The sequence below is a fragment of the Burkholderia sp. JPY481 genome, assembly GCF_038900515.1.
Taxonomy (GTDB): Bacteria; Pseudomonadota; Gammaproteobacteria; order Burkholderiales; family Burkholderiaceae; genus Paraburkholderia; species Paraburkholderia youngii.
The window spans coordinates 213750-234952 of record NZ_JAYMRT010000002.1 but is presented as its reverse complement, the minus strand read 5'-3'; the positions used below and the strand labels follow the sequence as shown (position 1 = coordinate 234952).

General features: G+C 63.0%; 18 protein-coding genes and 2 pseudogenes. 10 read left to right on the top strand and 10 right to left on the bottom strand.

The features are described 5' to 3' along the window. Positions 1 to 26: 26 nt before the first annotated feature. Positions 27 to 1376, bottom strand: coding sequence for a replication initiation protein (locus VSR82_RS06350; protein WP_368583463.1), 1350 nt, complete (start codon positions 1374 to 1376; stop codon positions 27 to 29). Between the two features lie 2024 nt (positions 1377 to 3400). Between VSR82_RS06350 and VSR82_RS06345 the strand changes: the two genes are divergently transcribed. Further along, positions 3401 to 4630: a DNA-binding protein gene (locus tag VSR82_RS06345; protein ID WP_498857525.1), complete on the top strand. Its 1230-nt coding sequence runs from the start codon at positions 3401 to 3403 to the stop codon at positions 4628 to 4630. A gap of 70 nt (positions 4631 to 4700) precedes the next feature. On the opposite strand, the gene VSR82_RS06340 is transcribed toward VSR82_RS06345, so the two are convergent. From VSR82_RS06340 to VSR82_RS06330, 3 genes are all read right to left on the bottom strand, one after another. After that, on the bottom strand, positions 4701 to 5783 hold the full coding sequence (locus VSR82_RS06340; protein ID WP_429456324.1) for a tyrosine-type recombinase/integrase: 1083 nt from the start codon (positions 5781 to 5783) through the stop codon (positions 4701 to 4703). 115 nt (positions 5784 to 5898) lie between these two features. Continuing rightward, complete coding sequence (locus tag VSR82_RS06335; protein ID WP_429456326.1) at positions 5899 to 6297, bottom strand: DUF2471 family protein; 399 nt, start codon at positions 6295 to 6297, stop codon at positions 5899 to 5901. A gap of 67 nt (positions 6298 to 6364) precedes the next feature. Beyond that, the gene (locus tag VSR82_RS06330; protein ID WP_429456328.1) at positions 6365 to 7012 is read right to left on the bottom strand and encodes a helix-turn-helix domain-containing protein; all 648 of its coding nucleotides are present in this window, start codon (positions 7010 to 7012) and stop codon (positions 6365 to 6367) included. Between the two features lie 137 nt (positions 7013 to 7149). Between VSR82_RS06330 and VSR82_RS06325 the strand changes: the two genes are divergently transcribed. Then, positions 7150 to 8355, top strand: coding sequence for a glycine C-acetyltransferase (locus VSR82_RS06325; protein ID WP_429456330.1), 1206 nt, complete (start codon positions 7150 to 7152; stop codon positions 8353 to 8355). 28 nt (positions 8356 to 8383) lie between these two features. Further along, positions 8384 to 9415 (top strand): L-threonine 3-dehydrogenase, encoded by a 1032-nt coding sequence (gene tdh, locus VSR82_RS06320; RefSeq protein ID WP_176378814.1) that lies wholly within the window; start codon positions 8384 to 8386, stop codon positions 9413 to 9415. A 41-nt stretch (positions 9416 to 9456) separates the two neighbouring features. Here the strand turns inward: tdh and VSR82_RS06315 are convergent, their stop codons facing one another. Then, positions 9457 to 10107 (bottom strand): YceI family protein, encoded by a 651-nt coding sequence (locus VSR82_RS06315; RefSeq protein ID WP_368583469.1) that lies wholly within the window; start codon positions 10105 to 10107, stop codon positions 9457 to 9459. A gap of 122 nt (positions 10108 to 10229) precedes the next feature. On the opposite strand from VSR82_RS06315, the gene VSR82_RS06310 reads away from it, so the two are divergent. The 4 genes and pseudogenes from VSR82_RS06310 to VSR82_RS06295 form a co-directional block, all read left to right on the top strand. Further along, positions 10230 to 10901 carry a TetR/AcrR family transcriptional regulator gene (locus VSR82_RS06310; RefSeq protein ID WP_429456335.1) on the top strand — a complete coding sequence of 224 codons (672 nt, stop codon included), beginning with the start codon at positions 10230 to 10232 and terminating at the stop codon, positions 10899 to 10901. A 9-nt stretch (positions 10902 to 10910) separates the two neighbouring features. Then, positions 10911 to 11390, top strand: coding sequence for a nuclear transport factor 2 family protein (locus VSR82_RS06305; RefSeq protein ID WP_410848736.1), 480 nt, complete (start codon positions 10911 to 10913; stop codon positions 11388 to 11390). Positions 11391 to 11637: 247 nt separating this feature from the next. Continuing rightward, entirely contained in the window at positions 11638 to 12153 is a 516-nt protein-coding gene (locus VSR82_RS06300; RefSeq protein WP_152852699.1) for a hypothetical protein, read from the top strand. Between the two features lie 646 nt (positions 12154 to 12799). Beyond that, a pseudogene (locus VSR82_RS06295) lies at positions 12800 to 13329 on the top strand (MFS transporter); the annotation flags it as partial. Here the strand turns inward: VSR82_RS06295 and VSR82_RS06290 are convergent. Next, a pseudogene (locus VSR82_RS06290) lies at positions 13329 to 13565 on the bottom strand (response regulator transcription factor); the annotation flags it as partial. The pseudogenes VSR82_RS06295 and VSR82_RS06290 overlap by 1 nt on opposite strands. 150 nt (positions 13566 to 13715) lie before the next feature. Between VSR82_RS06290 and hpaC the strand changes: the two are divergent. Then, on the top strand, positions 13716 to 14252 hold the full coding sequence (gene hpaC / locus VSR82_RS06285; protein ID WP_429456338.1) for a 4-hydroxyphenylacetate 3-monooxygenase, reductase component: 537 nt from the start codon (positions 13716 to 13718) through the stop codon (positions 14250 to 14252). A 119-nt stretch (positions 14253 to 14371) separates the two neighbouring features. On the opposite strand, the gene VSR82_RS06280 is transcribed toward hpaC, so the two are convergent. The 4 genes from VSR82_RS06280 to VSR82_RS06265 form a co-directional block, all read right to left on the bottom strand. After that, positions 14372 to 16021 carry an NRAMP family divalent metal transporter gene (locus VSR82_RS06280; protein ID WP_429456340.1) on the bottom strand — a complete coding sequence of 550 codons (1650 nt, stop codon included), beginning with the start codon at positions 16019 to 16021 and terminating at the stop codon, positions 14372 to 14374. A gap of 875 nt (positions 16022 to 16896) precedes the next feature. Further along, a complete protein-coding gene (locus VSR82_RS06275) occupies positions 16897 to 17277 on the bottom strand; it encodes a BON domain-containing protein (protein ID WP_410848739.1) in 381 nt (126 codons plus the stop codon). 910 nt (positions 17278 to 18187) lie between these two features. Beyond that, a complete protein-coding gene (locus VSR82_RS06270) occupies positions 18188 to 18946 on the bottom strand; it encodes an SDR family oxidoreductase (protein ID WP_429456342.1) in 759 nt (252 codons plus the stop codon). 53 nt (positions 18947 to 18999) lie between these two features. Beyond that, on the bottom strand, positions 19000 to 19962 hold the full coding sequence (locus tag VSR82_RS06265; RefSeq protein ID WP_429456344.1) for a GlxA family transcriptional regulator: 963 nt from the start codon (positions 19960 to 19962) through the stop codon (positions 19000 to 19002). A gap of 257 nt (positions 19963 to 20219) precedes the next feature. Between VSR82_RS06265 and VSR82_RS06260 the strand changes: the two genes are divergently transcribed. Then, positions 20220 to 20861 (top strand): HD domain-containing protein, encoded by a 642-nt coding sequence (locus VSR82_RS06260; protein WP_429456346.1) that lies wholly within the window; start codon positions 20220 to 20222, stop codon positions 20859 to 20861. Between the two features lie 67 nt (positions 20862 to 20928). Further along, positions 20929 to 21192: a YlcI/YnfO family protein gene (locus VSR82_RS06255; protein WP_498857524.1), complete on the top strand. Its 264-nt coding sequence runs from the start codon at positions 20929 to 20931 to the stop codon at positions 21190 to 21192. Positions 21193 to 21203 lie beyond the last annotated feature (11 nt).

Below are 21203 nucleotides of genomic sequence, written 5' to 3'. Positions count from 1 at the left end.
TTCCTTTCAAAGGCCGTTTCGACCCATCAGGCCGCGCGCGACTGGTTAAGGGTGAAGGCGAGCAGATCGCCATCGGTAGGTTCGCCCCAGGTCCTGCGCGCGAGCCAGTCAAAGAACGCCGTTTCCACGATCTTCGAATCGAGCCCGCGACGCCGCCAGTCGTCGCGCATGTGCGTGCCGAGCCCCGGCAATTCTTCTTCCTCGAACGACTGCCGCGCGATATCGCGCTCCGACTCGCCCTGTTCGTTGTACAACTCGTAGGCCTGCTTGCGACGGTAAGCCGAGTATTCGCCGAGCAGACGCGCCTTCAGATCGTCGGCCGGCGACGCCACCGACTTGCTGGTGCCGCCACTTGCCGGCAGCGCCTCGACCGGCGGCGCATAGCCCTTCTTCAACGCATCCTTGAACAGCGCCGGCGCGCTACGCACCGGCGGCAGCGACGTACTGCGCATCCGCTGCTCGGTCATCTGCAACGCGGCGCGGATCCGGTTCTCTTCGCTGTCCGCGTAAAGCGTCTGCGCTTCCTTCAGCGGAATGCCGATCTTCACCATCCGGTCGACCAACGTGCTGTCGAACACGTTCGGATGTTCGTCGAGCGCGAGCATCGGCTGCTTGCGCTCGGTCACGCGGAACTGGATTTCGGCGACGCGCCGACCCTCGCGATGCTCGATCAGCTCGACAAAAATGTTCGTGACCGCGTTGACCTCGGCGATGGCCGGGCGCAGATAGTCGCGCTTGAAATACTTGTACTCGCGCTTCGCCTCGTCGCCGGCTTCGGTATCCGGCGTGCCCGACAGAATCGGCCGCCACCATTCCCAGGTCTCGCGCATCGTCAGATGGCTCGGGTTGGTCAGGTAGCGCACGCAGATCTCGTAGAGCGCGAGGCCCGCGCTGCTGCGCAACTGGCTCTGGAACTGCAGACTCAGCCGCGCATACTGAACGGGATCGAGCAGTTTCTTCTTGATCTTCGGCGCGAACGAAAACTCGACCCAGACGCGACGCGTGGTCGGATCTTCGAGAATTTCCGCGTCCGCGATCAGCGTCGAAATACCCCATTTGCGGCCGGGCTTCTGACTCGAGGTGCCGGTGCTCCACTCGACCTGCACCGACACCATCCGGCGCAGGTGTTCCTTGACGAGCGCGGTGTCATTGGAATCGAACGCGGAATTGGCGACGATGTCGGACAGCAGCGCCCGATAGGTGTCGCCCGATTCATCCGCTTGCTGGGCCACCGCGAGCAACACGTTAAAGAGCTTGCGCGTGAGCAACGTGATCTTGCCGCTCTTGGGCTGGATCGCGATTGCCTCGACGGCTTTGCGCAGCTCAGCCGAGCTCGGGCTGACAACATCGGTCTTTTTCGCGCGCTTCGTGGCCATGCGTCGGGGTGAGGGAGGGGATTTCGCGAGAGCATACCGGCTGTGGTGATACGCGTCTATAGCGTGCATCTCACCATTGCCGGTGAAGCGAGTTTACGAAGCGCACCTCACCTCGAGCAAGTCCCGAAAACCCTCACCTCGGCTGCGTGTCACCAGGATCGGGCTATCCTTGCCGGTCGCGGCGTTTGCGTATCGGGCCCGTTTCGCTGCATACCGGAACGGGGAGCACTTGATCCCGAATCTTCTCACCTCAAAAATTTTCGCTGGTTTTTTCGGGACGTCATGTAAACGGACGATGTCTGGGCAGCCGAGGACTTCGTCGTGCGGCCTTGCGACGGTTTCGTCGATTCTCGCGGGCTGCCGGGCGACGCAAAATCCGGATCAATTGATGTAATCCGTGCCTTGTATCGGACTCGAAGCGCGGTGCAGGCCAGCGCCAAGCGCTTCGTGAGCCTTACTGACAGTGCATCAGGCTTGCTATCGCCGGGCGCGACGTACGACTGCGTGGCGCCTCTACTGACGACTCACCCATCACCGCCGAGAACGCTGCCGCCGCTAACCGCCGTTTGCGACTTTGAGCTTCGTCCGACTTGCCGTAAAAGGGGAGGTCGAGCCGCACGCAAATCCTCACCACTGTGGTGCTCCCGAAAACTCTCACCGTAGCACCGCGGCACGGGACAACACGATACGCGTTTGGGCCGCGCCAGTACCGCATTTCCCCAATGTGATCCTCCTGAAAAGCCTCACCTTTGAGGTTTCTGGAGGCCCAAACGCCCGTGTACTGAGACCTCCTGAAAACCCTCACCTTTGCTGCCGAAAAGGAAAAATTCCCATAATTTCAATGACTTGCGCCAACGCCTCCGAACGTTCGAGGGATGGGTACCCCGTAAAATCTCACCTTAAGCCGGCTTTTTCGCACCGCAGCACTTTTCACCGCCTTCCACGAGCTTCCCGAAAAACCTCACCTTTGTGGTCGGAGACCTGGTTCACCCACTCCCGCGAATCGCCATGCGGCGGGCATCTCCGGCCCACAGCCTTCATTTTGGTCCCGAATTTCCTCACCTTAACGCCCAGAACCCTGGCCAGAGCGTCCCGAAAAGTCTCACCTTTGGGGAAATCGCCGCCGAAACCAGATCGCAGAGCTGGCTTATCAGCCGGCGCCCTGAATCCCCTCACCTTTCGAATCGCGAGCGATTCCAGCCAGGCAGTCTCTCGGGTAGTCGACGCATGACAATCCATCTTCCCTCCCGTAAATCCTCACCTCAGCCGTCTGGATGCTCAAAAACAAAGCAAAATTGGCCAGCGAGCCCCGAAAAATCTCACCTCCGTTTCGCGTTTTCTCCCGCCACGGCTCACCAAAGCGGTTAACCACGTTAGAAAAGTCCCGAAAAACCCCGCTCGCGAGTTTCCCGAAAAACCTCACCTCGGTGCCGCTCCAACCGAACGAGTACTTATGAGGGCTGTCGGGTGCTTCGCGGCCATGAAGTCCCGCAAAACCTCACCTTTGCCCCGAACCCCACGTATACGGTGTTTCCTGAACCCGCTCACGTTCCGTCCCGGACCCGCTCACCGAGCTCCCCGAACCTCATCACTCGAGTTTCCCGCAGAGTCTCACCAAGTCTCCCGCAAAGCTTCACCTTGCCGGGCTGAAAGCCCCGCCAGACAAGGGTTTGCCGCGGCGTTAACGTTTTTAACAAGGGTTCAAAGGTGTTTACTTTTATTACTCTCAAGCCATGCACCCCGCGAGTCCCGTGAAACACGGGGCCTACAACCCACAGCGATTGGAGATCTATCGTGAAACACCGCGTGATCCCCGTAGAATCAAACAAAGCGCTTCTAATACAATGGCTTATTGGCTATTCTTCGTTTTGTTTCACGGAAAAAGTGGCATCGACGTGTTTACTATCGCGATTTGCCTAAAAAACTCCGTCTGTAAACGCCAATCCGTTCGCCACTGATGAATCGGTAGCAAACACTACGTAAATTGTTATGATCCATCCAATTCGAGCCACATCGAGGTAAACATGAATCTGGATCAGGAGCGGCAAGCCATTCGCAATGAGCTTGAATCAATGCGTGCGCAGGGCGTGCGCCGCCAGGATCTGTCACTGCACGCCTGCAAACGGCTCTTTTTCGATCTCGGCATCCGGCCATCGATGGCGGCCGTGCGCGATCTCACGCAAACGGGTAGCGCGAGCGACATCCCGAAAGACATCGATCATTTCTGGGAGCGCATCCGCCACGTTTCGCGGGTCAAAGTTGGCGCAGGCGCGATACCGAAGGCACTCGAAGATCGCGCCGGCGAACTGCTGGGCGCGCTATTCGAAGAAGCGGTCGTGCAGGCCAAAGCGTCGCTCGATGCCGAACGCGAAGAGATCCGCGCGCAGATCAGCGCGGCCGAACTTCGCGTACGCGACGCCGAGATTCGTCGGGATGCGGCCGACGAATCCATCAGGCGCAGCGAAGCGCGCGCCGAAGCCGCATGGGAGCGGGTTCGCGCGCTCGAAGGCCAGTTATTGAGCGCGACGACGCACGGCAGCGTTCATCTCGAAGGTATGCAGGCAACCACGCGCCGGCTCGACCAGGAAAACGAGGCGCTGCGGCAACGGCTCGAAAACGAGCAGGCCACCAATGCGGCGTTGCGCGACCGGATCGACGCGTTGCACGTCGAATTGCGGCAAAGCACCGAGCACTATGCGCAGCAGATCAAGGATGCGGTCGCCGAAGCGGAGCGGCGCGTCAAGCCGATGCTGGTCGAACTCGATTCGCTTCGCAGCATGGCCGCGACGTATCAGTCCGGCGTGCGCGACGCGAGCCGCAAGGAATTCGAGTTCATTCAGCAGATTGCCGCCGCCAAGGCGCGCGGCGACCGGCTCGACGCGCAGCTGCGCGAGCAATCGGACGAAGTCGATGCGCTGACCAAAGAAGTCGCCGCCTTGCGTGGCCAGCAGGGCATCGATCCGGCCATCGCCGTGCTGCTTTGCTCACTGGTCACCGAGGGGCGGCTCACGAGCAAAGAGCTGAGCATGATCGGCACCGCGGCCGACGGCCACGTGACGCTGCCCGCGCGATGCCCGAAATGCGAGGAAGGTGAGCCGGAGCTGTCGCAGGTCGATCACCGTTTCGAATTGTTGTGCCCGGAATGCGAGCACTCTTCCGGCCTCGGCGAATCGCGGCTCGCGGCGGTAAACCAGTTTCTGTCGAACGATGCGTCCACCGCGCCGTCGTCCCGCTCCTTGCAGACGATCCGCTAACCAGAAACGGCCAATCCAACGGAAAAAACGTCAAAGGTGAGGAAATTCGGGAGCGTCACGGTGAGGTCTTTCAGGGCTCGCCGGCTCCCGTTTTCCCCGTAAAACGCCCGTCACGCCGGGGCTCGGCCAACGGCGCCGCCGCCGGATCGGGCTCCTGTGCCGCGGGCGAATCCTGCTGATCAATCCAAGTTTGCCACGCGCGATACAGCCGGTTCGCGGACACCGCCTGCACGAAGCCGAGCCATTGACCGACCTGTTCGGCCTCCACTCCGCTTTCGAAAAGGTCTGCCGCAAACGTGTTGCGCAAGGTTTGCGGACTCGCGCGCGATTGGCGCGAGGCGGCAATTCCCGCTGCGTCCACGAGCGCATCCACCGCGCGCAGCATCGTGGCCTTGTGCATCGGCCTGCCGGAAGGCGACGCGGGAAACACGAGGTTGCCGGCCAACTCCGTTACCCGACGTTCGGCGAGCCAGGCGTCGAGAATCGCCGTTGCGAACGGCGCGAGACGTGTGCGCCGCGTCAGCATCGGATTCGGCGACTCGATCGTGACCCACGGCGAGCCCTCTCTCACGCAACTAACCGTAAGTGCTCCCGCTTCGCCCGTCTTCAGTCCTCCGCCCAGAAACACGGCGATCAGTGCGCGGTCGCGTCGCTCTCTCCAGCGCTGCGCGGTCGACAAGGCCGGCAACGGCGCGAACAATCGCGCGATCAACGCAGTGCGTTCCGCATGCGTGAGAAACCCGGTCGGCTCGTTGTCGCGAGCATTGCGCCACGCGGCTTGCCCATCCTGAGCAATGAAACGCGCCGGGTTGATCGACGCCGATTCGATCTCGCGCACGTGGTCGAGCACCCGCTCAATAAGCCGTAAATAGCGGACCCGTTGCGTTTTGCGAATCTCGAGGCTGGCGACGAATTCGGCGATCGCGGGCGTGTCGACCGTCGCGAGGTTTTGTTGCCGCGCGTCGAGCCAATCGAGAAACTGCCCCCACTGCGCCTGATAGACCAACGCCGAAGAGCGACGGAAATGCTGCTTCGCGAGCCACGCATCGAACGCGACCTGCGGGTCGCGACGCCAGTCTTCGCGTTGCTGATCGAACAGATCGGTAGACGGCGCGGGACGGGGAACGGGGTCGGACAGATGGGGAGGTGACATGGGCATTCCTTCGGTTAGTTGCACCGTTCGGTCCGCGTATTGTAGGCGCCAACCGCAGCACGGCCCACTTCGAGGAACGGATCACAATCCGAGCCATCCCGACCTGGCGCCACCATCAGCCGCCCCACGCCCTGGCGCGCTTCAAAGGCGCATCGACCGGCCATGGCAGCGCCGCCCGGCGCGCGGCTTCCTCGTACGCATTGACGGCAAACGCAAAAACGGCGGGCAATGCATTGGACGTACCGAAATCCACGCCGTCATCCGTTTCGGGATAAGGCAGATCGGACGGGCGCTGGAACAGCCCGAGCATCAGCGCGTCGTGCCGGCTGGCAAAACCGAGATCGGCCAGCGCCTCGGCTTCGATGGCATGGAGCAGACGCCACGTGAGCGGCACCTGTTTGACGATGTAGCGCCCGGCGATGCTGCGCACGATATGTTCGAGATCGCGCGCGGCGGTCTGGTAGCGCAGCGCGGCGAGCGTTTGATCGGTAGGGTCGGTTTTCAGGTTGTTCATTCTCGGCTCCAATCGACACGTGATACTGTACAAACATACAGTATCAGGCGCAACCTGGCCGAACGGCCTAGCCGTGAATCACCACCAGCAGCGCTTTCGCCTCGCTCTTGCCGACGTTGCGGATCGCGTGCGGTTCATCCGCGACATAGCGCGCGGTGTCCGCGACCTTGAGCCGCTTCGTCGCGCCGGCCGCGTCGATTTCGATCGAGCCGTGCAGCACGGTCAAATGCTCGCGCGTGCCAGGCTCGTGCGCGTTCGACACCAGCGCCCCGCCAGGCTGCAGCGTCAGCTCGTACCACTCGAATTTGCCGGCCAGCTCGATGGGGCCCCACACACGCAACTGGTATTTCGCTTCATGACCGCTTAGCGTGGGAATATCGTGCGGTCCCGAAACGGCGATCGCCTCTGGCGACTTCGGCGGCGCAAACAGCGAATCCAGGCTCACGCCGAGCGCGTTGGTCAGCCGCCAGGCAACCGCGATCGTCGGATTGGCCTTGTCGCGCTCGATTTCCGACAGCATCGATTTCGACACGCCGGCCGCGCGCGACAGATCGTCGAGCGTCATGCGCCGCTCGGCGCGCAGCCGCTGAATCTGCTCGCCGACGCGCGGCGGCGCCGCAATCGCCGCGTTCGGCGTTATTGCCGCGCTAGCGGAGGTGGGCGCCGCAGTGGCCGCGGCGCGGCGTGTACCCGAACTTGCCATTTCCTGACCCATCGTTTAGAGTTGTTCGATATACCGGATTTTAGTTCGGAAAAACGAAAAAATCCGATAAAGCTGACAACCGACTATAACAGGCCACCCTTCGCGCTCCCATGCGAACGCGGGCGCCGTCACCCTCAGGAGTCCCGTTCATGCGTGACCAATACCTTGCCCATCTGCGCGGCACCCTCGACCAGATCCGCGCCGACGGCTTCTACAAGAGCGAGCGCGTGATCGCGAGCCCGCAGTCGGCCGACGTGCGTCTCGCCGATGGCAGCGATGTGCTGAACTTCTGCGCGAACAACTATCTAGGGCTCGCCGACGACGCGCGGCTGATCGAAGCCGCCAAGCAGGGCCTCGATAACGACGGCTTCGGCATGGCGTCGGTGCGCTTCATCTGCGGCACGCAAACCGTGCACAAGCAACTCGAAGCGGCGCTCGCCGCGTTCCTGCAAACCGACGACTGCATTCTCTATTCGAGCTGCTTCGACGCAAACGGCGGCCTCTTCGAAACGCTGCTCGACGAAAACGACGCGATCATCAGCGACGAGCTGAATCACGCGAGCATCATCGACGGCGTGCGGCTGTCGAAGGCGAAGCGCTTTCGCTACCGGAACAACGACCTCGCCGATCTCGAAGCGCGTCTGCAGGAAGCCGATGCGGCGGGCGCGCGCTTCAAGCTGATCGCGACCGACGGCGTGTTCTCGATGGACGGCATCATCGCGAACCTCGCCGGCATCTGCGACCTGGCCGACCGCTTCGGCGCGCTGGTGATGGTCGACGATTCGCACGCGGTCGGCTTCATTGGCGAACACGGCCGCGGCACGCCCGAGCATTGCGGGGTGCTGGCGCGCGTCGACATCATTACCGGCACGCTCGGCAAGGCGCTCGGCGGCGCATCGGGCGGCTATGTCGCGGCGCGCAAGGAGATCGTCGAACTGCTGCGGCAGCGCTCGCGCCCATACCTGTTTTCGAACACGCTAACGCCGAGCATCGCCGCGGCGTCGCTCAAGGTACTCGAATTGCTCGCAAGTGATGAAGGCGCGCAACTGCGCGCACGCGTGCGCGAAAACGGCGCGCATTTCCGCCGCGCGATGAGCGCGCTCGGCTTCACGCTCGTACCGGGCGAACATCCGATCATTCCGGTGATGCTCGGCGACGCGCAACTCGCCGGAAAAATGGCCGATGCGCTGCTCAAGCAAGGCGTCTACGTGATCGGTTTTTCGTTTCCGGTGGTGCCGCGAGGCCGCGCGCGCATCCGCACGCAGATGAGCGCCGCGCATACGCCGGAGCAGATCGATCGCGCCGTCGACGCATTCGCGCGAGTCGGCCGCGAACTCGGCGTGATCCAGGCATAGTCGCCGCGTGATTGGAACGGAGAAGCAGATGAAAGCATTGGCAAAACTCGAACGGGGGCCGGGCCTCACGCTGACCGACGTGAAGAAGCCCGAAGTCGGCCATAACGACGTGATGATCCGGATCACGCGCACCGCGATTTGCGGCACCGACATTCATATCTGGAAGTGGGACGACTGGGCGCAAAAGACGATTCCGGTGCCGATGCACGTCGGCCATGAATACGTCGGCGAAATCGTCGAGATGGGGCAGGAAGTGCGCGGCTTTGCGATCGGCGATCGCGTGTCGGGCGAAGGACACATCACCTGCGGATTCTGCCGCAACTGTCGCGCGGGGCGCCGGCATTTGTGCCGCAACACCATCGGCGTCGGTGTGAATCGCGAGGGCGCGTTCGCCGAATACCTGGTGATTCCGGCATTCAACGCGTTCAAGATTCCGCCCGAAATCTCCGACGATCTGGCGGCGATCTTCGATCCGTTCGGCAACGCGACGCATACGGCGCTGTCGTTCAACCTCGTCGGCGAGGACGTGCTGATTACCGGCGCGGGGCCGATCGGCATCATGGCGGTCGCGATCGCGAAGCACGTCGGCGCGCGCAACGTCGTGATCACCGACGTCAACGACTATCGCCTCGACCTCGCGCGCAAGATGGGCGCGACGCGCGCGGTGAACGTGTCGCGCGAATCGTTGCGCGACGTGATGCACGATCTGCACATGGCCGAGGGCTTCGACGTCGGCCTCGAAATGTCGGGCGTGCCGAGCGCGTTTACCGACATGCTCGAAGCGATGAACCACGGCGGCAAGATCGCGCTGCTCGGCATTCCGCCCGCGCAAACCGCGATCGACTGGACCCAGGTGATCTTCAAGGGCCTCGAAATCAAGGGCATCTATGGGCGAGAGATGTTCGAGACCTGGTACAAGATGGTCGCAATGCTGCAAAGCGGCCTCGATCTTTCGCCGATCCTCACGCACCATTTCAAGGTCGACGACTATCAGGAAGCCTTCGCGACGATGCTCTCCGGCGAGAGCGGCAAGGTGATTCTTGACTGGACCGCTGCCTGAGCCGGCGCCTCACCGTCTGAACGACAACGCCCGCAGCGCGCTTACGCGCCTGCGGGCGTTTTCACGAACTCGGCCTGGATGCGCACGTGAACATCGTCGCCGACGGCCGGATACCAGGTCGTCAGACCGAACTTCGCGCGGCTGAAATGACCGTCGGCGGAAAAACCGAGCGTGTCTTTCTTGGTCAGCGGATCGGGCGCGAAGCCGTTGAACGTGACGTCGAGCGTGACCGGCTGCGTGACGCCGCGGATCGTCAGGTCGCCGCTCAGCGTGCCGCGAGCTTCGCCGGTGCGCTCGAAACGGGTGCTCGCAAAGCGGATCTGCGGATAGCGCGCGACGTCGAGCATGCTGTCGCTTTTCACCATCTTGTCGAGCAGCGGCACGTTCGTGTCGATGCTCGCGGCGTCGATCGCGACCGACGCCGAACTGCGGTCCAGTCCGCCGTCGTTCCAGTCGAGTTCCCCCTGCTTGCGATTAAAACGCATCGTAAAGCGCGTGTATTTGAAGTGGTCGATATCGAACGTGATGCTCGTATGGTCCTGATCGACGTCGTAGCGCCCTGGCGGCACGCGCGCCTCGTTCTGACTGACCGAATGCGTGAGGACCTGGATCGGCGTGCAGGCCATCGCGCCCAGCAGCGTTGCGCCGAGAAGCGCGCGTAGCCATGCGGTGCGAACGGAGGATGGTTTCATCGAAGCGCTTCCGGTTGAGCAGTGGTCAAGCGATCTCCATCAAGATAGCAGCAAGCGTACCCTTCGCGCGGAAGCGCGAAGAAAAACTTGACGACGGAGAATGATCGTTCTACCTTTTGCCGATGACACACGATACGAATCCGACTGCCCAAAACGACGCGGCCCAGCCCGGCACGGCGCGCGAACGCCTGCTCGATGCGGCCGAGGCGCTCATTTACGCCGGCGGCATCCATGCGACAGGCGTCGATGCGATCGTGCGGCAGTCCGGCACCGCGCGCAAAAGCTTCTACACGCATTTCGAATCGAAAGACGCGCTGATCACGGCCGCGCTCGAACGGCGCGACGAACGCTGGATGAACTGGTTCATCGCCGGCACGCAACAGCGCGGCAAGGGTGCGCGCAAACGCCTGCTCGGCATGTTCGACGTGCTGCGCGAGTGGTTCGCATCGGCTGATTTTCATGGCTGCGCGTTTCTGAACGCGGCCGGCGAAATCGAATCGGCTGACGATCCGATCCGCGTCGTCGCGCGCAAACACAAAGCACGTCTGCTCGATTTCGTGCGCGCCGAATGCGACGCGTTCGCGGCGCAAGCGCAAATCGACGCGCGTCGCGCAGCACCCCTCGCGCGGCAATGGCTCGTGCTGCTCGACGGCGCGATCGCGGTGGCGCTCGTCAGCGGCGAAGCCGCTGCGGCGCTCGACGCGCAGTCGATCGGCAAGATCTTGCTCGACGCGGCAGCGAAACCCGCCGCATTCAAACGGCCGCCATCCCGGCGCACCGCACAACCTGACTGAGGAACCATCATGGCCGATACGATCGAGACCCGCCCGCCGCTGCCGCCGTTCACGCGCGACACCGCGATCCAGAAAGTGCGCGCCGCGGAAGACGCGTGGAACACGCGCGAACCCGAGCGCGTCTCGCTCGCATACACGACGGATAGCGTGTGGCGTAACCGCGCCGAATTCGTGCATGGCCGCGTGGAGATCGTCGGCTTTCTGCGCCGCAAGTGGGCGAAGGAGCTCGACTATCGGCTGATCAAGGAACTGTGGTCGTTCACCGACAACCGCATCGCGGTGCGCTTCGCGTACGAATGGCATGACGATTCGAACAACTGGTTCCGCTCGTACGGCAACGAGAACTGGGAGTTCAACGAGCATGGTCTGATGGCGCGTCGTCACGCAAGCATCAATGACCTGCCGATCCGCGAAGCCGACCGGTTGTATCGCTGGCCGCTCGGCCGCCGGCCCGACGATCACCCCAGCCTGTCCGATCTCGGTCTGTAGAGGTTCCCGGCACGTTCATCGCCGACGGCGCGCGCGCTGCGCGCCGTGAACTTCTTCACCGCTTGTTCATCAGGACGCCATCGGTTCTCCGTTATCGTGGCGGTTCCGGCTGCGGGGCACGTCGCGTGCCCGGCCGGGCCGAGCGAGTCCTAAACATTGGGCGCGCCTTCAGGTACAGTGCGCGTCGGGCGGCACGCGGATCGCCAGAACACGATGACACCGGCGCTCGACCGGTGACGGAGAAGAAATGCACTTCAGGCAGATGAACAAGAATATCCGGCGCGCCGCGGTGGCGCTTTTCGCAAGCTTCGCGGCGGTCTCCACGGCACACGCGAGCTGGTGTGACGGCGGTGTATGGGTCGACGCGATGCTCGGCTCGTATCACATCAATCCCGATCCCGATACGCACTTCGAGCAGTTCAACCCCGGGCTTGGCGTCGAATGCTGGCTGAACAACCAGTGGGCGCTCACGGCCGGGGGCTTTCGCAACTCGCTGCGTCGGCCGTCCTACTATGGCGGCGCCGTGTGGGCGCCGGAGTTCGCGCATTGGGGCATTGTGCGGATCGCGGCGATCGGCGGGATCATCTCCGGCTATAACTACGGCAACTGGGGTCTCGGCAGCAATCACACGATCGGCCCGGTGGTCGCGCCGATCGTGATGCTCGAATACAAGCGCGTCGGTGCAAACTTCATCGTCGTTCCGCCAATCCCCTCTGATAATCTGCCCTTTACGATTGGTTTTCAGGTGAAGGTGAAGTTCTGACGGAGGGCTAAGCAATGAGGGCGATGGCCCTAAGGTGAGGTTTTTCGGGAGCCAAACGCTCCCGCTTCATCCGGATTGAGCCATTGCGGCGGGCGCGAGGCCTGGAATGCAGCGACGATCTCCTGGAATTCCTCACCTTTGCGAACCCGCGTCGTTCTCCTGACTCCTGGAAATCCTCACCATCCTGGAAGATCTCACCTTGGCAGGCTCGCTTCGACTTTTTGCCCCGCATTCCAGACTACTTTTCTCGCACTGGACACTGACGCGCTCCGCGCTGGCTGCTCCGAAACGCCGTTATTCGCCACAACGCTGAAGCCAGCGAAGCACGTTGTGCGCGCTTCGACGCGCCTCTTCCCCATCGCCGTTCCGACGCACACCGCGTGAGCTGTCGCACATCCCGCCCATCGTTCCCGTAAATCCTCACCGTAGTGCGACCTCCTGGAACTCCTCACCGGTCGCGCGACCGCGTTTATCGCCGCTCAAATCGTGCAGCCATGTCGTCCCGACGTGATGCCGGGACACGCCGGGCAAATTAGCTGCACTGATACCTGCCCTGCTTTTCGGCTAATTTGACGCGACCATCTGGCGCCTTGACACTGCATAGCGTGCGAAGCCTTTTCTGAAAGGCCGCAATCCCCCAATTCAGATGCGAGCAGACATGTCTTCCTCCCCGATCGCGGCCGGGCCCGCCACGGCAGAGTCGGATCGCGCACTCAGGAAAATCATCATTGCGTCGGTGGCCGGCAACGCGATGGAGTGGTACGACTTTTTGTGTACGGCACCGCGGCCGCGCTCGTACTCGGGCAACTGTTCTTTCCCGCCCACGCGGACCCGCTGATCGGCACAATCGGGGCGTTTGCCGCATTTGCGATCGGTTTCGTCGCGCGTCCGCTGGGCGGCATCGTGTTCGGGCACATCGGCGATCGCTATGGACGCCGTGCGTCGCTCGTCTGGACGCTGCTGATCATGGGCTTTGCGACCTTCGGCATCGGGCTGTTGCCGACCTATGAGCACATCGGTCTGGCCGCTCCCGCGGCGCTCGCGGGATTGCGCTTGCTGCAAGGCATTGCATCGGGTGGCGAATGGGGCGGTGGCGTGCTGATGATCAGCGAGAACGCTCCGCCCGAAAAACGCGGCTATTTCGCGGCGTGGAGCCAACTCGGCGTGGGCGGCGGCAGTTTTTCCTGCACATCGAAGCCGCTCACCTCCGGCATGCGGACGTCGAGCACGAGACAGCCGGGCACGTTGATGTCGAAGGCGCGCAGGAAATCCGCCGCGCTGACGAAGCCCTGCGACTGGATGCCGACCGATTCGAGCAGCCACGCGAGCGAGGTGCGCATGCCGTTGTCGTCGTCGACGATATAGACGATGGGGGCGGCATCGGTGACGGGAGGGCGGTCGCTTCGCGGCATTGGAATGGGCAGGCGTGTGCGTGGAAATCGCACGCGGGAATGATCGTCAGAGGGCTTTCATGATAGCGGGCCGACAAGCGGCCGCAAAACCTCGCCAACACTACCGATTCATCCTGCGATGACTGGCAAACGAACACAGGTGACTTCAACATGTCGAGCCAAGCAATACAGGCTGATGCCGGGATCGATCAAAACCGCCAGCAGTTCAGACAGGCGATGGCGCACCTCGGCGCGGCGGTCAACGTGATTACCACGGCGGGTGCTCACGGCTGCTGCGGCATCCCGGCGAGCGCGGTGTGCTCGGTCACCGATACGCCGCCGACGCTGCTGATCTGCCTGAACCGCTCGAGCGCGATGCACGCGGTGTTCGTCGGAAACCGTGATGTGTGTATCAACGTGCTGCCCGCGAGCCTCGAAAGTATCGCGCGTCACTTTGCGGGCATGACCAGTCTTTCGATGGAGGATCGCTTCAAGCTTCCCGTGTGGGATCAGGGCGAAAACGACGTGCCGGTGCTGCGCGGCGCGCTCGCGAGCTTGCAGGGGAGGATCGTCGAAGCGAAGGAAGTCGGCTCGCACTCCGTGATGTTCGTGGAGACCACGCAGATCCGCGTGCGTGCCGATGGCGACAGTCTGATTTACTTCGACCGGAATTTTCACCGGGTGCCGAGGGCCTGGAAGGGGCAATGATTTTTCCGAAGAGCTGCCGGACCGCTCAGGCTCCGGCAGCTCTTGCGTTGTCGCTCCGGACGTGGCTCCCGTAAAACCTCACCATTGCCCGGACCTCCTGGAACTACTCACCATTCGCACTACTTCAGCAACGCCATCTGCACGACCTTGACGATCACGAGCGCGATCGCGAGCAGCAGATAGCCGCGCAGCACGCCCATCCATACGCGTTTGGCGAGCGTCAGACGCGGCGGCGGCAGTTCGTCGAGCGGCGGCATACGCCATGTGTTGCGTGCTTCTTTTGTATAGCCAGGAGTCGGCTCGGCTGCGGCGGATTCGCCGCGCAGTTTGCGAAGCCCGATGCTCGCCGCATACCCGACGACAGCGAGCAACGTGCCGCCCGCCAGTACTTCGATGATCGTTTCCGCCGCGATGTCCGGATATATTACCGACGCGGTCAGGATGATCGACAGCATCACGAGCACCCAGATCACCGAGCCGGTAAACAGGTTGAGCTTCTTCGAGTTGGCCCACGGACCGAGCACCGCGCGGTCGTTGCACAGCAGCAGCAGGAACACGGTCGCGCTCGGCAGCAGCACGCCGGCGAGCGTTTGCACCGCTTCGGTCAGGAGACCGAGCGGACTGCCCGGAATCAGCACCAATGCCGCGGCGGCTGCGACGATCGAGAAATACACGACGTAGAAGCCCTTCGCGTCCGACACGCTACGGTGCAGCGAATGGCGGATCTTGAACACGTCGCCGATCGCATAGGCGGTCGATAGCGACACGGCCGCCGCGCCGATCACGCACGCGTCGAACAGCGCGATCGCGAACAGCACCGCCGAGGTCCGTCCCGCGTATCTCTCGAGACCGGCGATCACACCGCCCGCGTCCGTGAAGTTGCCGAACCCGGGGCGGCCTTCGAACAGCGCCGCGCAGAACGAGATCATCGCGACCGCGCCGATCAGCACGAACACGATGCCGATCCACAGGTCGGCTTTCTCATAGTTCATGAAGCGCGGGGTGATGCGCTTGTCGACCACGTAGCTCTGCTGAAAGAACAGCTGCCACGGAGCGACCGTCGTTCCGACGATGCCGATCACGAGCAGCATCACGTCGGACAGCTTCGAATGCGCGGGCCAGTTCGGAATGAAGAAGTCGCGCGCGATCTGGCCGACCGGCGGATGAATCGACACGAGCACCGGCACCAGCAGCAGGCTCAACACGCACAGCGCGACCGCGAAACGTTCGAAGCGGCGGAAGTCGCCGGTGCTGACGGCGGCCATCGTCAGCGCCGCGGCGATGCACACGCCCGCGATCTTCGAGACGCCGAAGAAGTCGAGCACGAACGTGATGCCGATGAATTCCGTCACGATGGTGAGCGCGTTCAGCAGGAACAGATCGACGACGCTGAACGCGCCCCAGAACTTGCCGAAGCGCTCGAAAATAAGCCGCGCGTGGCCCACGCCCGTGACCGCGCCGAGCCGTAGCACCATCTCCTGATTGACGAACAGCACTGGAACCAGCAACAGCATGGTCCACAGCAATGTGGTGCCGTAGTTCTGGCCTGCCTGCGTGTAGATGCCGAATGCGCCCGCGTCGTTGTCGCCGACCATCACGATCAGACCGGGGCCGAGGATCGCGAGCAGGGTGCGCAGGCGCGCCCACCAACTGGTGCGCGGCGCGATGTCATGGTGAGCGATCGTGCCGAGCGCGCCCTTGATATCGCCTACGTGTGCCGAATCGAGCACGGCGCTGCGCGCGGAGGAAAAGTTCGTCGGAGTAGACATGTCGTTCTCTCCTGGTTGTATTTGTCGGAGGCCGGATCGCGAAACGCTATGCCACGCGCGACATCAAGCGACGGCAGAAGGCGATAAACGGACGCGATTCGCGCGGGTTCAACACGAGCAGAGCGTCGTAAAACGCGCGCGATTCCTGTACGCGCGGGAACTTCGAAAGAAGCAGGCCGAATTGCATTGGGTATCTCCGTGCGCCGGTTTCGACGCGCTGGTGGAAAGCCAGCAGACACGGAGGCCGCGTATGTCCGGGCGCGGCGGTGGAGGTCTACTTGCTTTCCTCAGTTAATAGAACAGGGAAGCGGCATAAGGGATAACTGTCACTGCCGGGCATGGCGACTCCTTGTTGGTGTGAGGCGTGTATGAGCGATTGATACGTTCGCTACGCACGTTGCTACACACGTGTTTATCCACGCGTTCACGCGCACTGCGTTGACGCGCGCGCAAACGCGACCGCAAGCACGAGGCTCGCGATGCGGCGCCGTACCAACGCAGGGACGCGTTTGAACGCGGCGTTCCTGTCATGCGGATACGACGTTACGTTAGGTGCACGGGAAGAGACTGCGGCGCGCACCGTCTGCCTGCTGGCAAGACGGCGGCTGATGAAGAGAGCGCGGACGTCCTGCCGGTCAGGCAGCGAAACTGTTCGAAAGTCGGCTACTGCAGGTGTCCAAGGCGTGAGCCCCATTGATGATGATTCTTGAATTCTAGGGTTCGCTTTCCGCCGAGGTCAACCTGTTTCTTAAGCAGAGCGGAGAAAATGTGCGGCGCGCAACGCCGCGCGCCGTGAACGACGTGCGAGTCGAGGCCGATAGAGGGAAGGTCGAACAGGCGGCATCGATCCATCCGGCCGATGCCGCTACACATGCTTACTGATTGGCGCGCCGTCGCACGGTCAGCCGGTTATGCACGCTTCTGACGCCGCGAACCGATCGCGCCGCGTTGCCGGCTTGCCCGATTTGCGATTGCCGCGGCACGGTGCCGCTCAGCGTGACGATGCCGTGGCGCGATTCGACACGGATGTTCGCCGAATTGAGATTCGTGGTGCGCGTGAACGCGCGGCGGACGTCGCGGACGATCGCGCTGTCGGACCGGTTAGCGTTCCGGTTCGAAGCCGCTGGGGCCGGCTGGCTTTGCATCGACGCATTGTTCGGCATCTCGCGCGTCTGAGCGTTCGCATAGGTCGCGCAAGTCGCGATGGCCACCGCGAACATTGCGCCGAGGATTTTTCTCGCGCCGTTTGTTTTCATTCTTCCTCCTTTGCCGGTTTGTCAGGAACTGCCGTTCGAGCCGCGTGTTGCCAGCGTGGAAGAGGCGACGCAACGCACTGGCGCCTCGCGACGAGTAATCGACCGTCGGCTCCGATTATATTCTGCGGCGCCGCGTCGATATCGATAGGTGAGAAGATTCGGGAGCGGCCGAGGTGAGAGTATGCGCACCTGTACGCGCACTTCAAAACTAAAGGTGAGGGTATTCGGGAGTCGCCTCGACGGTGCGGCAAGTTGCGAGTGGTTTCTTTGGAAACATGGTTCCCGTCAGACGCGCAATGCGGTGAGGCCGTATCGCAGGAAGCCGGCGAGGGCGCCCGTCGGTTACTGGTTGCGCCTGATCGAATGATGGCGGCGCGTGCGGCACGCGAAAGGTGAGAACTTTCGGGAGTGGCCCGCGGGCGGGTCTTTTGCAACTAACCGGCCGCGCCAGAAGCGAAATAAACCGCGCGGCAAGCGGCGTGCGGCAATGCGCGCGTTTTGCCTGTCAGCGATAGGTGAGCATATTCGGGACCCGTCGATGCCGTATCTGTCGGCCCCATGCCTTATCGGCGTACAAAACCCGCTTCATGCAGTCGCCAATCATTGCATCCATCGCGTCGACCGCTCGCCGGCTGTGTAACGTAAGTCGTTGAATGTCCAGGCGATCTGCCGCTTACGCGGCCCGCATCGGCGACGCGAACCGGCTGCGTTCGATTAAAGGTGAGGATTTTCGGGAGCGGCGTGCAAGAGCCGCTCCGCGCGCGCTGAAATGCCCCCTCGAGCCCTCTTTTCACCGCGAAGGTGAGGCTTTTCGGGAGCACTGGCGACGCTACCTGACGCCGATTCACCGCCACTTCGTGCCAAAGGTGAGGCTTTTCGGGAGCGGCAGCACTCGCCAGCGATCACCCGTTCAGGCCGATTTCGCGATATCGCGGATGTCCGCGACCGGCGTCTGCCCGAAAGCATCGCTAAGCGCGTAGTCGATCAACCGCGCCGCGGATTGCTCGGGCGTCGACAGTTGGCCGTTGCGCTTCAGGTCTTCGAAGCGCTGGCGCATCGGGAATTGCTCTTCGCCGCTCCCGCGAATTTGCGCCTGCATGTCCGTATCGATCACGCCCGGCGCGAGGCTGCAGATGCGCAGCGCGCGAGTCGCGTCGAGCGCGACGGCGCGCGCGTGATGATCGAGCGCGGCCTTGGTCGCGCAGTAGATGCTCCAGCCCGGATACGCGTTGCGCGCCGCGCCGCTCGAAATGTGCACGATGCGCCGATCTGTTGCGTCGGCGGCCGCGGCGGCGAGCGCGCTCGCGAGCATCAGCGGCGTCGCGACGTTCAGGCTCACCGCGTCCGCGACGTCCGCCGCGTTCTGCCCTTCGATGGGCCCAATCGGTTCCACCGTGCCCGCATTGTTGATCAGCAGCACCGTCTGCGCGCCGCGCACGAAGTTGCTCAGCGCGTCGGTGGCGATCCATTGCGCGACTCGCGCAGGTTCGGCGAGCGGCAGCTCGATCTCTTCGAGCTGCGCGGCAAAGCGCGCCTTTAGCGCCGCATTGCGCGAGCGCGACAGACCCAGCACCGTGACGTTGCGGGCGAGCAGTTGTTCAGCGAGCGCCGCGCCCAGGCCGCGCGTATGGCCAGTGACGATCGCGCGAATTGGAGAAGAGGAGGTCATGTCGTTCCTTGTGAGCGTTGTCTTGCAGAATCGACGATTTTCTCACGCCGTATTCAGGCCGACCGAAAGCGCTCGCGATACTGCATCGGCGTCACGCCAAGCCGCTTCGTAAACACGATGCGCATGCGGTCGGCGGTGCCGAAGCCGCAATCGTAGGCGATCGTCTTCAGCGCCGCGGCGCTGCTTTCGAGCAGCTTGCGCGCCGCATCGACGCGCGCGCGTTCGACGAATTCATGCGGCGTTACGCCGGTTTCCTGCACGAACACGCGCGCGAAGTTACGCGCGCTCATGCCCGCGACGCTGGCGAGTTGCTTGACGGTGAAGCTGTCATGGATTCGCGCCATCACGTGCGCCTGGACTTTCGCGGCGGGCGAGGTGTCGTCGGCGGGCGCGGTCAGATAGGGGCTGAATTGCGACTGGCCGCCTTGCCGCTGCGCGAACACGACGAGCCGTTTGGCGACCGCGAGCGCGGTATGCGGACCGTGATGCTCGGCCACTAGCGCGAGCGACAGATCGATGCCGGCTGTCACGCCCGCCGACGTGACCAGCGGCCCGTCGCGCAGATAAATGCGATCGAACTCGACCCGCGCGCGCGGAAACTGCGCGGCGAGTTGCGCCGCGTGCTGCCAGTGCGTGGTCACATGCCGTCCATCGAGCAGGCCCGCGTGACCGAGCGCGAATGCGCCGGTGCAGATCGAGCCGTAGCGGTCGCAACGCGTCGCGACGTCAGCGAGCCAGTCGAGCAGGCGCGCGTCGGGCACTTCGTTGTGCGGCAGAGCGGGGCCGCCAGCGACGAGCGCGAGATCGAACGGTTCGCGCGCCTGCTCGAAGGTCGCGTCCGCCACCAGCGTCATGCCGTTCGACGCGCGCAACGGCGCCGCGGCCGCGGCCAGCAGCTTGACCTCGTAGTGCTGCGCGGGCGCGACGAAGCCGTTCGCTTCGGAGAACACGTCGACGGGACCGGCGACGTCGAGTGCCTGCACACCTGGAAAGATCGCGATCGCGACGGTGGGCATCGAATGACTTCCTTTGACGGGGAATGTGAAGGACATGCCGCGGCAGTCAACGCTGTGCGTTTGGCAGTGTTCAACGGCTCGCGGCGATTGTTCGCGGCGTCGCGCTAGCCAATACTGGGTTGGTCGGACGCGCGGTCTCACACCCAGGCGACAGGCATCCACATCACGGCGCGGACCAGCATACCAAAACGCGCTTTGAAGCCGCGCCGCGCGTCCCGTTGATCACTTTCACTTTCGCATTCGAAGGAGTACGTCGCATGGCTACGACGATCGCAGGTATCCGGATTCCCGACAGCATGATGGCGCGCGAAGCCACCGAACTCGTGCGCGACACGGAAACGGAGCTTCTCTATCACCATTCGCGGCGCGTGTTTCTGTTCGGCGCGCTGGCCGGGCAGCGCAAGCAGTTGAAGTACGACCCCGAGCTGCTGTACATCGGCGCGATGTTTCACGACATGGGGCTCGTCGCGCCGCATAGCAGCGAGCACGAGCGCTTCGAAGTCGACGGCGCGAACGCCGCGCGCGATTTCCTGCGGCGGCATCGGATCGGCGAAGACGATATCGAGCAGGTATGGACCGCGATTGCGCTACACACGACGCCAGGCATCCCGCAGCATATGAAGCCGGTGATCGCGCTCGTCACCGCGGGCGTCGAAATGGATGTGCTTGGCCTCGCCTACGACGAATTCAGCGAGCAGCAGCGCGAGGAAGTCACGCACGCGCATCCTCGCGGCCCGCACTTCAAGGAAGGCATCATCGATGCGTTCACGCACGGCACGATCCACAAGCCGCACACGACGTTCGGCAACGTGAAGGCCGACGTGCTCTCGCTGAAAGACCCGCATTATCGTCGCGAGAATTTCTGCACGATGATTCTGGGTTCGGCGTGGAAGTCGTGAACGCCTGCTTGCGGCAGAAATGAGGTAGCGCAATGATGCATCGCAGATGCGATGCATGGAGTGAACGATGAAAAGCGCTACTTTCCCGTCGGTGCGGGTCGAGCCCGAACTGCGGGCCGCGGCCGAGGACGTGCTGCAGGAAGGCGAAAACCTGGCCAGTTCGCCTGCTGAAGCGAAGCAAACCGGAGACTACGTGTCGGCCGACGACGTGCTCGCCGGCCTCGAAAGGCGGCTCGGCGAAGCAAAAGCCCAGGTCCCGCGCGAAGGCGACGACAGCCAAACCGTGACCGTGCTGGCGGTGCGCCATCAGCTAGAGGATCATTATCACTGACCGAACTTCCG

Bases quoted from the DNA above. Each gene is read 5' to 3' on its own strand.
- VSR82_RS06350 (WP_368583463.1), bottom strand. From the start codon at position 1,376: ATGGCCACGAAGCGCGCGAAAAAGACCGATGTTGTCAGCCCGAGCTCG.
- VSR82_RS06345 (WP_498857525.1), top strand. From the start codon at position 3,401: ATGAATCTGGATCAGGAGCGGCAAGCCATTCGCAATGAGCTTGAATCA.
- VSR82_RS06340 (WP_429456324.1), bottom strand. From the start codon at position 5,783: ATGTCACCTCCCCATCTGTCCGACCCCGTTCCCCGTCCCGCGCCGTCT.
- VSR82_RS06335 (WP_429456326.1), bottom strand. From the start codon at position 6,297: ATGAACAACCTGAAAACCGACCCTACCGATCAAACGCTCGCCGCGCTG.
- VSR82_RS06330 (WP_429456328.1), bottom strand. From the start codon at position 7,012: ATGGGTCAGGAAATGGCAAGTTCGGGTACACGCCGCGCCGCGGCCACT.
- VSR82_RS06325 (WP_429456330.1), top strand. From the start codon at position 7,150: ATGCGTGACCAATACCTTGCCCATCTGCGCGGCACCCTCGACCAGATC.
- tdh (WP_176378814.1), top strand. From the start codon at position 8,384: ATGAAAGCATTGGCAAAACTCGAACGGGGGCCGGGCCTCACGCTGACC.
- VSR82_RS06315 (WP_368583469.1), bottom strand. From the start codon at position 10,107: ATGAAACCATCCTCCGTTCGCACCGCATGGCTACGCGCGCTTCTCGGC.
- VSR82_RS06310 (WP_429456335.1), top strand. From the start codon at position 10,230: ATGACACACGATACGAATCCGACTGCCCAAAACGACGCGGCCCAGCCC.
- VSR82_RS06305 (WP_410848736.1), top strand. From the start codon at position 10,911: ATGGCCGATACGATCGAGACCCGCCCGCCGCTGCCGCCGTTCACGCGC.
- VSR82_RS06300 (WP_152852699.1), top strand. From the start codon at position 11,638: ATGCACTTCAGGCAGATGAACAAGAATATCCGGCGCGCCGCGGTGGCG.
- hpaC (WP_429456338.1), top strand. From the start codon at position 13,716: ATGTCGAGCCAAGCAATACAGGCTGATGCCGGGATCGATCAAAACCGC.
- VSR82_RS06280 (WP_429456340.1), bottom strand. From the start codon at position 16,021: ATGTCTACTCCGACGAACTTTTCCTCCGCGCGCAGCGCCGTGCTCGAT.
- VSR82_RS06275 (WP_410848739.1), bottom strand. From the start codon at position 17,277: ATGAAAACAAACGGCGCGAGAAAAATCCTCGGCGCAATGTTCGCGGTG.
- VSR82_RS06270 (WP_429456342.1), bottom strand. From the start codon at position 18,946: ATGACCTCCTCTTCTCCAATTCGCGCGATCGTCACTGGCCATACGCGC.
- VSR82_RS06265 (WP_429456344.1), bottom strand. From the start codon at position 19,962: ATGCCCACCGTCGCGATCGCGATCTTTCCAGGTGTGCAGGCACTCGAC.
- VSR82_RS06260 (WP_429456346.1), top strand. From the start codon at position 20,220: ATGGCTACGACGATCGCAGGTATCCGGATTCCCGACAGCATGATGGCG.
- VSR82_RS06255 (WP_498857524.1), top strand. From the start codon at position 20,929: ATGAAAAGCGCTACTTTCCCGTCGGTGCGGGTCGAGCCCGAACTGCGG.